Here is a 14,746-nt window from a genome sequence, read left to right as displayed (position 1 = left end):
ACCCGATCGGATCCGGCTCTGGCGCAGCATGTCCTGTGAGGAGGGGCAGATTGAGTGATTTGACGTCGGTTCTGAAATGCATGGCGACCGGTGCGGCCCTGGGCCTGGCACTGCTCGCGGGAACCCCGGCCCAGGCGCAGGAAAGCAAGGAACTGCGCATCTACAACTGGTCCGACTACGTCAATCCGGAGGTGCTAGACGCCTTCAAGAAGGAAACCGGCATCACGGTCGTCTACGACACCTTCGACCAGATGGAGACGGTCGAGACCAAGCTGCTCGCCGGCAAGACCGGCTACGACCTCGTCGTCGTCACCGCCTCCTTCCTGCCCCGGCATATCCCGCTGGGGCTCTATACGCCGATCGACGCCGCCCAGGTGCCGAACCTGAAGCACGCCTGGCCCGAGATCCAGCAGCGGCTCTCGAAATACGACCCCGGCAACAAGTTCGCCGTGAACTACATGTGGGGCACCACCGGGATCGGCTACAACGTCGCCAAGATCAAGGAGCGGCTCGGCGCCGATGCGGTGATCGATTCGTGGAGCATCCTGTTCGACCCGGAGAAGCTGAAGAAGCTCTCGAACTGCGGCGTCCACGTCCTCGATGCGGTCGAGGAGATGTTCCCGGCGGCGCTGCGCTATCTCGGCCTCGATCCCGATTCGAAGAAGGAGGCCGACCTCAACAAGGCCGGCGAATTGCTGCGCAAGATGCGGCCGCATATCCAGAAATTCCACTCGTCGGAATACATCAACGCCCTCGCCAATGGCGATATTTGCCTCGCCGTCGGCTATTCCGGCGACATCCTGCAGGCCAGGAAGCGTGCCGAGGAGGCCAAGAACAAGGTCGAGGTCGCCTATGCGATCCCCAAGGAGGGCGCGCTGATGTGGTTCGATTCCTTCGTGATCCCGAAGGACGCGGCCAATCAGGAGGCGGCGCTGAAGTTCATCGACTTCGTCAACCGCCCGGAAATGGCAGCGAAGAACTCGGACTTCATCCAGTACGCCAACGGCAACATCGCCTCCAAGCCGCTGCTCTCGGCCGAGGTGCGCGACAATCCCGGCATCTATCCGCCGGATGCCGTGATGGCGCGGCTCTACACGATCACCCCTTACGACCAGAAGATGCAGCGGGTGGTCAACCGGCTCTGGACCCGCGTCAAGAGCGGGCGGTGACCGCGCCGCCCGGCGCCGCGGCGCGGCGCGCCTCGCCAGGCAGCGTCCGGCGCGACTTCCAGCCCTGGAACGATCCGGGCGCCAGGCCGCTGGTCGAATTCCGCAATGTCACCAAGCGTTTCGGCAAGGTGACGGCGGTCGACGGGCTGTCGCTTTCGATCCATGCGCGCGAGTTCTTCGCGCTGCTGGGACCGTCCGGCTGCGGCAAGACCACGCTGATGCGCATGCTCGCCGGCTTCGAGCAGCCGGATGAGGGCGAGATCCTGCTCGACGGCGTCGACATCACCGCCGTGCCGCCGCATCGGCGGCCGGTGAACATGATGTTCCAGTCCTATGCGCTGTTTCCGCATCTCTCGGTCGGCGACAACATCGCCTATGGGTTGAAGCGCGAGGGGCTGCCGAAGGCGCAGGTCCGCGAGCGGGTCGACGCCATGCTGAAGCGCGTCAGGCTGAGCGGCCTGGAGGGCCGGCGCCCGGACCAGCTCTCCGGCGGCCAGCGGCAGCGCGTGGCGCTGGCTCGCGCTTTGGTGAAGCAGCCCAAGCTGCTGCTGCTCGACGAGCCGCTGGGCGCGCTCGACCGCAAGCTGCGCGAGGCGACGCAATACGAGCTGATGGACCTCCAGGCCGATCTCGGCCTGACCTTCATGGTGGTCACCCACGACCAGGACGAGGCCATGACCATGGCCGACCGCATGGCGGTGATGGACCATGGAAGGCTGCTGCAGATCGCGCCGCCGGACGTGATCTACGAGGCGCCGGCGAGCCGGACGGTCGCCGAGTTCGTCGGCGACATCAACCTGATCGAGGGCAAGGTGATCGCCGTCGACGGCGATCTCGTCCGGGTCGACAGCGCTCGCCTCGGCGAAATCGAGCTCGACGAGGACGAGCCCGGCCTCCGGCCCGGCGAGCCGGTCTGCGTCGGCCTGCGTCCCGAGAAGATCACGCTCAGCCATGACGAGCCGGCGCAACAGCTCAACCGGGCGCAAGGCGAGGTCTGGGACATCGGCTATCTCGGCGACATCACCATGGTGCAGGTCATGGTCGGGGGCGATGACGGGCAATTGCTCAAGGTCTCGCTCGCCAACCGCACCCGCCGCAACGAACGGCCGCTGGCCTGGGAGGACAAGGTCTGGCTCTCCTGGGATGTCGAGGCCGGCATGGTGCTGGCGCCGTGAACGCGCGCAACCTCCGTCATTCCAGGGTATGCCGCCGGCGTGAGCCCGGAACCCATGACCACGGCGGTGCCGGCGAAATCGCCGTCTTTGCGAGCGGAGCGAAGCAATCCAGGCAGGCTCGCGCTGCCGCCCCTGGATTGCTGCGTCGGCCGACGCCTCCTCGCAATGACGGCTGCCGTCATGTTCATGAGTTCTGGGCTCGGCCCTGCGGGCTGCCCTGGCATGACGGCGGAGCGGTGTCATGAGCGCTGGGGTCTCTTCCGGCTCCAGCCGGCGCGGCCTCCTGGTCGCCGCCTTGCCCTATCTCTGGCTGCTCGCCTTCTTCCTGGTGCCCTTCGCCATCGTGCTGCGGATGGCGCTGTCGGATGCCGCGACCGACCAGCCGCCCTACGCGCCGCATTTTCCGGGCTTCGACGCGCTCGGCGAATTCCTCGCCGGGCTCGATCTCGAGAACTTCCGGCTGCTCGGCGAGGATCCGCTCTACTGGCAGAGCTATCTCTCCTCGCTGCGCATCGCCGGGCTGACCACGCTGATCGCACTGGGGCTCGGCTATCCGCTGGCCTACGCCATGGCGCGGGCGCCCAGGCGCTGGCAGGGCATCCTCGTCGTCCTCGTCATCCTGCCGTTCTGGACCTCCTTCCTGATCCGCGTCTACGCCTGGATCGGCATCCTGCGGCCGGATGGTCTGCTCGACATGGCGCTGACCGGGCTCGCGCTGACGAGCGAGCCGCTGCGCCTGCTCAATACCGACGCCGCCGTGCTGATCGGCATGGTCTATTCCTACCTGCCCTTCATGGTGCTGCCGCTCTATTCGACGCTGCAGAAGCTCGACGGCAGCTTGCTGGAGGCTTCCGCCGATCTCGGCGCGCCGCCGCTCACCACCTTCCTGACCGTGACGCTGCCGCTCTCCCTGCCGGGCATCCTCGCCGGCTCGGCGCTGGTCTTCATCCCGGCCATCGGCGAATTCGTGATTCCCGACCTGCTTGGCGGCCCCGATACGCTGATGGTCGGCAAGGTGCTGTGGAACGAGTTCTTCTCGAACCGCGACTGGCCGCTGGCCTCGGCGGTGGCGATCGTCCTGCTCGTCGTGCTGGTGCTGCCGCTCGTCCTGCTCCAGCGGGCGCGAGGAGAGGGCAGCCTGCGATGAAGCGGTTCGGCGCCTTCCATCTCGCCGCGCTCGTCCTCGGCTTCGCCTTTCTCTATCTGCCGATCGTCGCGCTGATCGCCTATTCCTTCAACGCCTCGCGGCTGGTCACGGTCTGGGGCGGGTTCTCGACGCATTGGTATGGCGCCCTGTTCAGAAATCAGCCGCTGCTCGACGCCGCCTGGCTGACGATCCGCGTCGCGCTGGTCTCGGCAACGCTTGCCGCGGCGCTCGGCACGCTGGCGGCGCTGGCGCTCGCCCGATATCGCGCCTTCGCCGGGCGCATGCTGTTTTCCGGCATGGTGCTGGCGCCGCTGGTGATGCCGGAAGTGATCACCGGCCTGTCGCTGCTGCTGCTCTTCGTCGCCGGCGATGTCGAGCGCGGCTACTGGACCGTGGTCATCGCCCACGCCACCTTCAGCCTCGGCTTCGCCTGCATCGTCGTGCAGGCGCGGCTGGCGGGCTTCGACCGGTCGCTGGAGGAAGCGGCCCGCGACCTCGGCGCGACACCGCTCGCCACCTTCATGACCGTGACGCTGCCTTTGATCTGGCCTGCCGTTCTCGCCGCCTGGATGCTCGCCTTCACGCTCTCGCTCGACGATCTGGTGATCGCGAGCTTCACCACCGGCCCCGGCGCGACCACGCTGCCGATGCGGCTCTATTCGGCGATCCGCCTCGGCGTCTCGCCGGAGATCAACGCCGCCTGCACGATCCTGATCGGGGCGGTGGCGCTCGCCGTCATCGCCGCCTCGCTGCTGCTCAAGCGCGAGGCTCTGGCCGGAAACGGCTAAACGCCGGCTGAACGGCGGGCTCAAGCAGCGTTCAGGCGAGCGATGCGAAGGTCCTGCGCAGGACGGGGAATGCCTCCGGCCATTGCACAGGACAGGGATCATGTTCCGCAAGCTCGCCACCGCCGGCCTAGCCGCTCTCACGCTCGGCACCACCGTATTCGCCGCCACGAGCCTCGTCGGCAGCGGTTCGGCACAGGCCTATGATCGCCATGAGCGTCAATACGAGCGCCGCGCTTATGGCTGGCGCCCGGCGCCGCCGGCCTTTCACGGCTATTGGGGTCAGCGCCGCTGGCAGCGCTGGAACGAGGAGAGGCGGGATTACGGCTATGGCTACGGCCGGCGCTATTGGCGCTAGGCGCTTCCTGGGCGGCGCGGCCTCTGGCCGTGCCGCCGTCGAGCGCTATTCCGCCGCGCTGCGCTGACTGTAGCCGAGCCGCTGGTTGAGTTCTTCCAGCAGCTTCTCGGCAGCGTCGGCGATCACGGTACCGGGCGGGAAGATCGCGCTGGCGCCGGCCTGCAGCAGGGTCTCGAAATCCTGCGGCGGGATCACGCCGCCGACCACGATCATGATGTCGGGCCGGCCGGCCTGGGCGAGCGCGCCCTTCAACTCCGGCACGAGTGTCAGGTGACCGGCCGCCAGCGAGGAGACGCCGACGATATGGACGTCGTTCTCGACCGCCTGGCGGGCCGCCTCGTCCGGCGTCGCGAAGAGCGGGCCGATATCGACGTCGAAGCCGAGATCGGCGAAGGCCGAGGCGATCACCTTCTGGCCGCGATCATGCCCGTCCTGCCCCATCTTGGCGACGAGGATGCGCGGCCGGCGGCCATCGGCCTCCTCGAAGGCTTCCGTCATCATCTGCACGCGCATGACCGCCGGGTTCATCGTGCCGACCTCCCGCTTGTAGACGCCCGAAATCGCCTTGATCTCGGCGCGGTGCCGCCCGAAGACCTTCTCCATCGCCATCGAGATCTCCCCGACGGTGGCCTTGGCCCGCGCCGCCTTGACCGCGAGATCGAGCAGGTTGGCGTCGCCGGCGGCGCCGTTGGTCAGCGCCGTCAGCGCGGCTTGCGTCTCGGCTTCATTGCGTTCGGCCTTCAGCCGCTTCAGCTTGTCGAGCTGCTGCGCCCGCACCGAGGCGTTGTCGACCTTGAGCACGTCGATCGCCGCCTCATTGTCGGGCTTGAAGCAGTTGACGCCGATGATCGCCTGCTGGTTGCCGTCGATGCGCGCCTGGGTCTTGGCGGCGGCCTCCTCGATGCGCAGCTTCGGGATGCCGGCCTCGATCGCCTTGGCCATGCCGCCGAGCGCCTCGACCTCCTGGATATGCGCCCAGGCCTTGGCGGCGAGTTCGGCCGTCAGGCGCTCGACATAATAGGAACCGCCCCAGGGGTCGATGATCCGGCTCGTGCCGCTCTCCTGTTGCAGCAGGATCTGGGTGTTGCGGGCGATGCGGGCCGAGAAGTCGGTCGGCAGAGCCAGCGCCTCGTCGAGCGCGTTGGTGTGCAGTGACTGGGTGTGCCCCTGCGTCGCCGCCATCGCCTCGATCATCGTGCGCGGCACGTTGTTGAATACGTCCTGCGCCGTCAGCGACCAGCCGGAAGTCTGGCAATGGGTCCGCAGCGGCAGCGATTTCTCGTTCTGCGCGCCGAAATCCTTGACCAGCTTGGCCCAGATCAGCCGGCCGGCCCTGAGCTTTGCCACCTCCATGAAGAAGTTCATGCCGATGGCCCAGAAGAAGGAAAGCCGCGGTGCGAACACGTCGACGCCGAGGCCCGCCCGCTGGCCGGCGCGGATATATTCGACGCCGTCGGCGAGCGTGTAGCCGAGCTCGAGGTCCTGCGTCGCCCCGGCCTCCTGCATGTGGTAGCCGGAGATCGAGATCGAGTTGAATTTCGGCATGTTCGCCGAAGTATAGGCGAAGATGTCGCCGATGATCCGCATCGAGGGCGAGGGCGGGTAGATATAGGTGTTGCGGACCATGAACTCCTTGAGGATGTCGTTCTGGATGGTCCCCGAGAGTTTGGCCGCCGGCACGCCCTGTTCTTCCGCCGCGACGATGAAGAGCGCCAGCACCGGCAGCACGGCGCCGTTCATCGTCATCGAGACGCTCATCTGGTCGAGCGGGATGCCGGAGAACAGGGTCCGCATGTCGTAGATCGAGTCGATCGCGACGCCGGCCATGCCGACATCGCCGCCGACGCGCGGATGGTCGCTGTCATAGCCTCGATGGGTGGCGAGGTCGAAGGCGACCGAGAGCCCCTTCTGGCCCGCCGCGAGGTTGCGCCGGTAGAAGGCGTTCGAATCCTCGGCGGTGGAGAAGCCGGCATATTGCCGGATCGTCCAGGGCTGGTTGACATACATGGTCGGATAGGGGCCGCGCAGATAAGGCGCGATGCCCGGCAGCGTGTCGACGAAGGGCAGGCCGTCGCGATCGGCGGCGGTGTAGAGCGGCTTGACCGGGATGTCCTCAGGCGTCAGCCAGGGCCCGCCGGCAATCGCCGCGGCAGGGCCGGACGCGGCGGCCGTATCGGCGAAGGCGAGCTTCGTGAAATCCGGGATGGCGGTCATGGCTGTCTCCCGTCTGGACGGTCCCACCAATGGTGGAAATGATGCACCGGTCCGTGGCCGTGGCCAACCCGGACCTCGTCGGAGGCGGCGATCGCCGCCGAGATATAGCGCTTCGCCAGCGCCACCGCCTCGGTCAGCGCGATGCCATGGGCGAGGCCGGATGCGATCGCCGAAGACAGCGTGCAGCCGGTGCCATGGGTGTTCTGGGTCTCGATGCGCGGCGCCACGAAGCGCTGGCGCTGGCCGCCCTTCGACACCAGGATATCGACGCTGTCGGAACCGGCGGCATGGCCACCCTTGATCAGGACATGGCCCGGGCCGAGCGCGACCAGCGCTTCGGCCTGCCCGGCGACGGCCTCTTCGGTCTCCGCCATCGCGGTGCCGAGCAGGGCCGCCGCTTCCGGCAGGTTCGGCGTGACGATGGTCGCCAGCGGCAGCAGGCGGCGCTTCAGCGCCTCGATCGCGTCCTCCCGCAGCAGGCGCCCGCCCGAGGCCGCGATCATCACGGGGTCGAGCACGATGTTCTTGGCGCCACAGCGCTCCAGCCCGTCGGCGACGGTTTCGATCAGTTCGGCGGTGGCGAGCATGCCGATCTTCACCGCTGCGACATCGAGGTCGTCGAACACGGCGTCGAGCTGGGCGCTGACGAAATCGGCCGGAACCGGATGGATCGCGGTCACGGCCTTCGTGTTCTGCGCCGTCAGCGCAACGATGACGCTGGCGCCATAGACCTGATGCGCCGCGAAGGTCTTGAGATCGGCCTGGATCCCGGCCCCGCCGCTCGAATCGGAGCCGGCGATGGTGAGGGCGATCGGCATGGTCATCCCTTGGTTGCCTTCCCGGCAGATATGGTGATCGCGAGCGCGTCCTGCAGGATCGCGACCACGTCAGCACCGGCGAAGACGAAATTCTCGACGCCGGCCTCGCGCAGCGCGGCCTCCAACTCGCCCGGCCGGCCGGCCAGCCACAGCGTCGCGCCGGCGCGCTTCAGCGCCGCTGCTGCGGCAGCAGCCTCGGCGGCATAGCTTTCATCCGAGCCGCAAAGGCAGGCGAGCTGTGCGCCAGCGGTCCGGAAGGCGGCGACGAGCGCTTCGAGATCGGTCGCCCCGTCCTCGGCAAAGCCGTTTCCGGAGGTGGCGGCGATGCCGCCGGCCTCGAACAGGTTGCGGGCGAAGCCGGCGCGGGCGGTGAAGCCGGCGATGCTGCCGAGGGTCGCCAGGAACACAGCCGGGCGCACGCCGGCGGCGGCTGCGACATCGGCCTGCGCCCGCAGCGCCTCGTAAGGCTCGGCCAGGCGGATGCTGGGCAGCGCCTCGATCCGGATCGCCGCATCGGTGGTGTCCGGGCGCGCAGCCCTCGCCGGCGGGGGCGCCAGCACTGAAACCGTCGCTTCCGCCAGGTTCGGGAATTCGCTCGTGCCGGTGATCGGCTCGCGCCGCGTCGCCGCCGCCTTGGCCCGGCTCGCCCGCTCGCGCGCCAGCCCCAGCTGGACATGGCCATTGGCGAGCGCCGCGATGATGCCGGAAAGCCCGTCGGCGCTCTCGGCCTCGAGATCCTGGAATTTTTGCCAGCCCTGCTCGCAGAGCGCCTGCGTCAGCGCCTCGAAGCCGCCGGCGCCGGCCGCCGGATCGGCGACGCGCCAGAGATTGGCTTCTTCGAGCAGAACCAGCTGCGTATTCCGGGCCACCCGGCGGGCGAATCCGTCGGGCAGGCCGAGCGCCGCGGTGAAGGGCTGGACGCTGACCGAATCGGCGCCGCCGACCCCGGCCGAGAAGGTGGCGATCGTGCCGCGCAGCAGGTTGACCCAGGGATCGCGCCTGGTCAGCGAGCGCCAGGCGGTCTCGGCATGGATGAAGACCGGCTTCGCCTCGAGGCCGCAGGCGCGCTGCACGCGGTCCCAGAGCAGGCGCGCGGCGCGCAGCTTGGCGACGGTGAGGAATTCGTCGGTGTCGGCGACGAGCGTGAAGGAGATCGCATCGCGCGCTTCGGCGAGCGGCAATCCTTGCGCCTCCAGCAGCCGCAGATGGGTGACGGCGGTGGCGAGCACGGCCCCGAGTTCCTGCGCTTCGCTGGCCCCGGCCTCATGCCAGGGTCGCCCATCGGCGGCGAGGAAGGGGCCGCGGAAGCCGCGTGCCTTCAGGGCGGCGATCGTCTCGGCGAGACGCTGCCCCAGTTCCGGCGGGGAGACCGAAAGCGTGCCCGAGCTGGCGAGTGCGCCGACCGGGTCCATGCCGAAATCGATATCGACGGCGTCGCCCGAAAGGCCGCGGCTTTCGACGAGGTCGGCCAGGAGCAGGGCGTTGCGGCGCCCGCGGGGGGCCGGATCGACCCGGAGGCGAACCAGATCGAACATGACGCCGGAGAGGGCGGCGTCGAGATCCTCGACGCTCTTCGCGGCGAGTCCGAAACCGCGCGCCGCGGCGGCGCCGGCGAAGGCGAGGCTGAGGCAGTCGGCGCCGCCTTCCAGCTCGGCCAGGGCCAGCCGGTTGGCCTCGGCCGCCTCCGGATGGTCGACCCGCGCCGCCACGCGCCAGCGCCCGGCCCGCGCCCTGAGCGGCCGGGCGGCATTGCCGGCCGCTGCCGGATAGAGCGGCTCGATGCGGATGCCGTCGGCGCTGCGCCCGACCAGCTTCTTCTCGAAGTCGGCGCCCTTCAGCACCTTGTCGACGGCCAGGCGCCATTGTTCGCCACCGGGCGTGGCGAAGGCCTCCATGAAGGGCAGGTCGGCAAGCGAGGTCGAGGTCATGCGCGGCGAACTCCTGACGGTTGATTTTGCAACCGCGAAGCTCTCATTGCCATGGCGAACTGCGAACGCAAGTCCCTGGCGGCCGGATCGGCCGTGTTGAAACGCCAGTGCTCGACAGCAAAACGCCGCCCGGCCGGGCGGCGCTTCCTGGCAAAAACCGTTCGGCCGAGCTTCAGACGAACTGGCCGAGCCCGGGGATCGCGCCGACGATCGCGCCCATCGTGTCCTCGCCCGCCTGCTCGCGGCCGACCGCGAACATCTCCTTCGAGACGGTCTGAATCTGGCCCATGGAGAGGCCGGCGCCCATCAGCTGGCCGCCGAGCGCCATGACGCCGCCGCCACCGCCCATCATGCCGCCGATCGTGCCCATCAGCCCGCCCTTGGCGCCGCCTTCGGCATCGGCGAGTTCCTGCCCTCCCGGCAGTGCCGCCATGAGCTGGCCGATCTCGGCCGGGGGGCCTTCCTTCTGCAGGAAGGCGAGGATGATGCCGATCGCCTTCTTCGCCAGCGCCTCGTCGATGCCGGAAGCGGCCATGATGCGGGAGATCAGCTCGTCCATCGTTCAATCCTCAGCGGCCTGGCGGCCATGCGTTGCTCGGAGAAGGTCCTCAAAATAGTTTACATATTTACTATCTCGAGGGAAGCGATCTTCGCGCTTCCGCCTGCCGGCTGGTTTCGCTAAACCGCTGGTTCGACCTTACGGCAACGGATGCAGGCGCGACATGGCGGATGACGGGACGATCCTGATCGGCAAGAGCGTGAAGCCGGAGATGCTGCTGCTCAAGCTCGCCAATCGGCACGGGCTGGTCACGGGCGCGACCGGCACCGGCAAGACCGTGACGCTGCAGGTTCTCGCCGAGGGTTTCGCCAAGCATGGCGTGCCGGTCTTCGCGGCCGACATCAAGGGCGACCTCTCGGGCGTCGCCGCACCGGGCGACTCCAAGCCGCCCTTCGTCAAGCGAGCCGAGGAGCTGGGCCTGAAATACCAGCCGGACCAGTTCACCACCGTGTTCTGGGACGTCTTCGGCGAGCAGGGCCATCCCGTTCGCGCCACCATCTCCGAGATGGGGCCGCTGCTGCTCTCGCGCCTGCTCGACCTCAACGACACGCAGGAGGGCGTGCTCAACATCGCCTTCCGCATCGCCGACGAGCAGAAGCTGCTGCTGCTCGATCTCAAGGACCTGCGCGCGATCTTGAGCTTCATCGCCGAGAACGCTTCCGAGCTGACGACGAAATACGGCAACGTCTCGTCCCAGTCCGTCGGCACGATCCAGCGCGCGCTGCTGGTTCTCGAAAACCAGAAGGGCGAGAAATTCTTCGGCGAGCCCGGGCTCGAGATCAGCGACCTGATGAAGACCGACCGCGACGGTCGCGGCGTCATCAACATGCTCGCCGCCGACAAGCTGATGGCCAATCCCAGGCTCTACGCGACCTTCCTGCTCTGGCTGCTCTCGGAACTGTTCGAGCAGCTGCCCGAGGTCGGCGACCTCGACAAGCCGAAGCTCGTCTTCTTCTTCGACGAGGCGCACCTGCTCTTCAACGGCGCGCCGAAGGTCCTGCTGACCGCGGTCGAGCAGGTCGTCCGCCTGATCCGCTCCAAGGGCGTCGGCGTCTATTTCGTCACCCAGAACCCGCTCGACATCCCCGACACCGTGCTCGCCCAGCTCGGCAACCGCGTCCAGCATGCGCTGCGCGCCTTCACGCCGCGCGACCAGAAGGCAGTGCGCGCCGCGGCCGAGACCTTCCGCCAGAACCCCAAATTCAAGACCGAGGAGGCGATCACCCAGCTCGCCGTCGGCGAGGCGCTGACCTCGACGCTGGAGGGAAAGGGCACGCCGACCATGGTCGAACGGACGCTGATTGCCCCGCCGATGGCGCAGGTCGGGCCGATCACGCCGCAGCAGCGCGCCGAGTGCCTGCGGGCCTCCGGATTCGCCGGCAAATACGACACGATGATCGACCGCGATTCGGCCTATGAGGAGCTGATGAAGCGCAAGGGGCTGAACGCCGACGGTTCGGCCGTCGAGGCCTCGGCGGATGGCGGCGGCGGCATCCTCGACACGATCGGCGGCTGGCTCGGCAATGGCGGTGGCGGCGAGCGCCCGAAGACCGGCCCGGGCAGCCGCGGCGGTCGCGTGCCGCCGAGCATGACCGAGAAGATCATCACCTCGGCGGCGCGCTCGGCCGCGACCTCGATCGGCCGCCAGGTCGGCACCGCGATCCTGCGCGGCGTGCTCGGGAGCATGATGGGCGGGAAACGGTAGGCGCTACCGGCGTCGGCCGGCCTGCCTTTCCGGCGGGCACGCCACAGCTGCCATGCCGCCGCCGCACTGGCGCATGGCGCTGGGCTTGTCATGATGGCGCCACCGGAATCAGCCCCTGTGAGCGCCCATGTCCAAGCTTCCCGCCATCCTCTCCCGGCTCGATGCCGATCTCGACGCCTCGCTGGCCCGGCTCTCGACCTGGCTCGAAATCCCCTCGATCTCGACCGATTCGGCCTATGCCGGCGACAGCCGCCGCGCCGCCGATTGGCTGCGGGCCGATCTTCAGTCGCTCGGCTTCGAGGCTTCGCTGCGCGAGACGCCCGGCCACCCGGTCGTGTTCGGCCATCGCCCCAAGCCGGGCGCGCCGCATGTGCTGTTCTACGGCCATTACGACGTCCAGCCGGTCGATCCGCTGAACCTCTGGGAGAGCGACCCGTTCAAGCCGGTGATCAGGGAGATCGAGCCGGGCCGCAAGATCATCGTCGCGCGCGGCGCCTGCGACGACAAGGGCCAGGTCATGACCTTCGTCGAGGCGATGCGGGCGACGCTCGCCGAGACCGGCGATCTGCCGATCGGCATCACCGTCATCGTCGAGGGCGAGGAGGAATCCGGCTCGGTCAACCTGCCGGCCTTCGTCAAGGCCAATGCTGCCGAGCTCAAGGCCGATCTCGCTCTGGTCTGCGACACCGGCATGTGGGACCGGCAGACCCCGGCGATCACCGCCTCGCTGCGCGGCATGGTCTACCAGGAGGTGACGATCACCTGCGCCGACCGCGATTTGCATTCCGGCCTGTTCGGCGGCGCGGCGGGGAACCCGATCCATGTGCTGGCGCGGATCATCGCCGAACTGAAGGACGCCGAGGGCCGCATCACCATTCCCGGCTTCTATGACGGCGTCGAGGAGCCGTCGGCGCAGCAGAAGCTCGACTGGGCCGAGCTCGGCCTGACCGAGACCGAATTCCTCGGCCAGATCGGCCTTAAAGCTTCGGTCGGCGAGAAGGGCCGCATGCTGATCGAGCAGATCCAGTCGCGCCCGACCTGCGACGTCAACGGCATCTGGGGCGGCTATACCGGCGAGGGCACCAAGACGGTGATCGCCGCGAAGGCCCACGCCAAGATCTCCTTCCGCCTCGTCGGAGAGCAGGACCCGGAGAAGATCGCCGCCGCCTTCCAGGCCTTCGTGCGCGAGCGCCTGCCGGCCGACGCGACGGCCGAGTTCATCGCCCATGGCGCCTCGCCCGCCATCGCCGTGCCGCCCGAACTGCCGGCGCTGCTCAAGGCCCAGGCCGCGCTGAGTGAGGAATGGGGCCGCAAGGCGGTCTCGATCGGCTCGGGCGGCTCGGTGCCGGTGGTCGGCGACTTCAAGCGCCTGCTCGGCATGGACACGCTGCTGGTCGGCTTCGGCCTCGACGATGACCGCCTGCATTCGCCCAACGAGAAATACGACCTCTCCTCCTTCCACAAGGGCCAGCGTTCCTGGGCCCGCATCCTGCAGGCATTGGCCTCATGAAATCCGTCTGCGTCTTCTGCGGCTCGAGCCCGGGCCATGACCCGATCCATGCCGCAGGTGCCCGCGCCATGGGCGCCGAGATCGCCCGGCGCGGCCTCACCCTCGTCTATGGCGGCGGCGCCGTCGGGCTGATGGGCATGGTTGCCGATGCGGCGCTCGCCGCTGGCGGCGAGGTCCATGGCGTCATTCCCCGGGCGCTGCGCGAGAAGGAGGTCGGCCATCACGGGCTGACCCGGCTCGAAGTGGTCGAGACCATGCATCTGCGCAAGGCGCGCATGGCCGAGCTCTCGGACGGCTTCATCGCCATGTCGGGCGGCATCGGCACCTTCGAGGAGATCTTCGAGATCTGGACCTGGGGCCAGCTCGGCATCCACGGCAAGCCGCTCGGCTTCCTCAACATCGCCGGTTTCTACGACCCGCTCGCCGCCTTCCTCGACAACACGACCAAGGCCGGCTTCATGTGGCAGGCCCATCGCGACATGGCGATGATGGAGACCGATCCGGCGGCATTGCTCGATCAGATGGAGGCCTACAAGCCGCAGGCGCAGATCAAATGGGTGGAGAAGGAGGAGGTCTAAGCTCTCATCTCCACTTGACGATCATAGGAATTAATTCCCAATTATATACGTGACAAAGCAGATTCGATGTGTTGTGATTCTCAGCGAGAGGCCGGCACATTGAAGTAGAGCGCAAGCGCGCGAGACGGGGCAAGGTCACCGGAACCGGGGTCGCAAGGCCGGGCCGGCCGGGGCCTTGCCCCGTCTCAGATTTCATGAAACCAGCGAAACCGTTCGGATTTGAATACGCCAGTCGGCATGGGCCAAAGCTTAATGCCATAGCCCTTGTGCGAGCCGTTTACCCGCATGACCCGAGGCGCCAACTGCCGCACATAGCTGCATTCAGTCATATCGTGCTCATTGTGCTCAAGCGCTTTGCCAACCGCACTTGCGAAGCAGTCGGCCATCTGAAGGCCGATGTAGGTGCGATTAGGGACGCATTCGACATCATAGGGCGCCACGGCGCTCCAATCGACGTAGTCACGCTTAACGAAGGGGCTGCCCCGGATCGTGTCCATGTAGTCCTCAAAGGCCTCGGTCGAGAGGCCCTTGCGAGATGAAAACACGATCTTGAAGCGCTCTTTCGCCAAGTCAGGGCGCGGCTTCGTGAATGCCTCCAGCAGGAGGCGCACGGCGTAGAAATAAAGGAAGTACCGTTTCTTGAAATTATCGGGCGTGTGGATTGACGGTTTGTGGATTGCGACTGCGGCCAGCTCATAATCGAGGTCGAGCATGTGCTTGATGAAGCCGCGGCGCTCATTGGCCTGCTGCCGGTTCTGTGGACGGTGAGTTAAGCTAATCCGACCTTCTTTTCGAACTCG

At 67.6% G+C, this 14,746-nt stretch carries 13 protein-coding genes; 8 read left to right on the top strand and 5 right to left on the bottom strand.

Going from position 1 to position 14,746, the window contains the following annotated elements; all coding sequences use genetic code 11:
- Positions 1–80 precede the first annotated feature (80 nt).
- The 5 genes from V6M56_RS07640 (at position 81) to V6M56_RS07620 (ending at position 4,634) form a co-directional block, all read left to right on the top strand.
- Entirely contained in the window at positions 81–1,169 is a 1,089-nt protein-coding gene (locus tag V6M56_RS07640; protein WP_442881105.1) for a polyamine ABC transporter substrate-binding protein, read from the top strand.
- On the top strand, positions 1,166–2,344 hold the full coding sequence (locus V6M56_RS07635; protein WP_332682573.1) for an ABC transporter ATP-binding protein: 1,179 nt from the start codon (positions 1,166–1,168) through the stop codon (positions 2,342–2,344). Before V6M56_RS07640 ends, V6M56_RS07635 begins: the two co-directional genes overlap by 4 nt.
- Before the next feature lie 241 nt (positions 2,345–2,585).
- Entirely contained in the window at positions 2,586–3,491 is a 906-nt protein-coding gene (locus V6M56_RS07630; protein WP_332682571.1) for an ABC transporter permease, read from the top strand.
- The gene (locus tag V6M56_RS07625; protein ID WP_332682570.1) at positions 3,488–4,279 is read left to right on the top strand and encodes an ABC transporter permease; all 792 of its coding nucleotides are present in this window, start codon (positions 3,488–3,490) and stop codon (positions 4,277–4,279) included. Before V6M56_RS07630 ends, V6M56_RS07625 begins: the two co-directional genes overlap by 4 nt.
- A gap of 100 nt (positions 4,280–4,379) precedes the next feature.
- On the top strand, positions 4,380–4,634 hold the full coding sequence (locus V6M56_RS07620; RefSeq protein WP_332682568.1) for a hypothetical protein: 255 nt from the start codon (positions 4,380–4,382) through the stop codon (positions 4,632–4,634).
- Positions 4,635–4,679: 45 nt separating this feature from the next.
- Here V6M56_RS07620 and scpA read toward each other — a convergent pair whose 3' ends face one another.
- From scpA to V6M56_RS07600, 4 genes are all read right to left on the bottom strand, one after another.
- Positions 4,680–6,848, bottom strand: coding sequence for a methylmalonyl-CoA mutase (gene scpA, locus V6M56_RS07615; protein WP_332682567.1), 2,169 nt, complete (start codon positions 6,846–6,848; stop codon positions 4,680–4,682).
- Positions 6,845–7,672 carry a bifunctional hydroxymethylpyrimidine kinase/phosphomethylpyrimidine kinase gene (thiD, locus tag V6M56_RS07610; protein ID WP_332682566.1) on the bottom strand — a complete coding sequence of 276 codons (828 nt, stop codon included), beginning with the start codon at positions 7,670–7,672 and terminating at the stop codon, positions 6,845–6,847. Before thiD ends, scpA begins: the two co-directional genes overlap by 4 nt.
- A complete protein-coding gene (locus tag V6M56_RS07605; RefSeq protein ID WP_332682565.1) occupies positions 7,669–9,594 on the bottom strand; it encodes a methylmalonyl-CoA mutase subunit beta in 1,926 nt (641 codons plus the stop codon). Before V6M56_RS07605 ends, thiD begins: the two co-directional genes overlap by 4 nt.
- A gap of 172 nt (positions 9,595–9,766) precedes the next feature.
- Positions 9,767–10,153 (bottom strand): DUF2267 domain-containing protein, encoded by a 387-nt coding sequence (locus V6M56_RS07600; protein WP_332682563.1) that lies wholly within the window; start codon positions 10,151–10,153, stop codon positions 9,767–9,769.
- A 163-nt stretch (positions 10,154–10,316) separates the two neighbouring features.
- Between V6M56_RS07600 and V6M56_RS07595 the strand changes: the two genes are divergently transcribed.
- The 3 genes from V6M56_RS07595 to V6M56_RS07585 all read left to right on the top strand — a co-directional run bounded on the left by V6M56_RS07595 (position 10,317) and on the right by V6M56_RS07585 (position 13,946).
- On the top strand, positions 10,317–11,858 hold the full coding sequence (locus tag V6M56_RS07595) for a helicase HerA-like domain-containing protein (protein WP_332682562.1): 1,542 nt from the start codon (positions 10,317–10,319) through the stop codon (positions 11,856–11,858).
- Positions 11,859–11,985: 127 nt separating this feature from the next.
- A complete protein-coding gene (locus V6M56_RS07590; protein ID WP_332682561.1) occupies positions 11,986–13,368 on the top strand; it encodes a dipeptidase in 1,383 nt (460 codons plus the stop codon).
- Positions 13,365–13,946, top strand: coding sequence for an LOG family protein (locus tag V6M56_RS07585; RefSeq protein ID WP_332682560.1), 582 nt, complete (start codon positions 13,365–13,367; stop codon positions 13,944–13,946). The genes V6M56_RS07590 and V6M56_RS07585 overlap by 4 nt, the downstream gene beginning before the upstream one ends.
- A gap of 185 nt (positions 13,947–14,131) precedes the next feature.
- Here V6M56_RS07585 and V6M56_RS07580 read toward each other — a convergent pair.
- A partial coding sequence (locus V6M56_RS07580) for a hypothetical protein (RefSeq protein ID WP_332682559.1) occupies positions 14,132–14,746 on the bottom strand: 615 nt, incomplete at its 5' end.

Origin of the sequence: Allobosea sp., assembly GCF_036675845.1 — a bacterium.
Lineage (GTDB): Bacteria > Pseudomonadota > Alphaproteobacteria > Rhizobiales > Beijerinckiaceae > Allobosea.
Note: the sequence above shows the minus strand (reverse complement) of the source record. Positions and strands in the feature narration are given on the sequence as shown.

Coding starts and splice junctions, on each gene's coding strand:
- thiD (WP_332682566.1), bottom strand. CDS start 7,672: ATGACCATGCCGATCGCCCTCACCATCGCCGGCTCCGATTCGAGCGGC.
- V6M56_RS07630 (WP_332682571.1), top strand. CDS start 2,586: ATGAGCGCTGGGGTCTCTTCCGGCTCCAGCCGGCGCGGCCTCCTGGTC.
- V6M56_RS07590 (WP_332682561.1), top strand. CDS start 11,986: ATGTCCAAGCTTCCCGCCATCCTCTCCCGGCTCGATGCCGATCTCGAC.
- V6M56_RS07585 (WP_332682560.1), top strand. CDS start 13,365: ATGAAATCCGTCTGCGTCTTCTGCGGCTCGAGCCCGGGCCATGACCCG.
- V6M56_RS07600 (WP_332682563.1), bottom strand. CDS start 10,153: ATGGACGAGCTGATCTCCCGCATCATGGCCGCTTCCGGCATCGACGAG.
- V6M56_RS07640 (WP_442881105.1), top strand. CDS start 81: ATGGCGACCGGTGCGGCCCTGGGCCTGGCACTGCTCGCGGGAACCCCG.
- V6M56_RS07595 (WP_332682562.1), top strand. CDS start 10,317: ATGGCGGATGACGGGACGATCCTGATCGGCAAGAGCGTGAAGCCGGAG.
- V6M56_RS07605 (WP_332682565.1), bottom strand. CDS start 9,594: ATGACCTCGACCTCGCTTGCCGACCTGCCCTTCATGGAGGCCTTCGCC.
- V6M56_RS07625 (WP_332682570.1), top strand. CDS start 3,488: ATGAAGCGGTTCGGCGCCTTCCATCTCGCCGCGCTCGTCCTCGGCTTC.
- scpA (WP_332682567.1), bottom strand. CDS start 6,848: ATGACCGCCATCCCGGATTTCACGAAGCTCGCCTTCGCCGATACGGCC.
- V6M56_RS07620 (WP_332682568.1), top strand. CDS start 4,380: ATGTTCCGCAAGCTCGCCACCGCCGGCCTAGCCGCTCTCACGCTCGGC.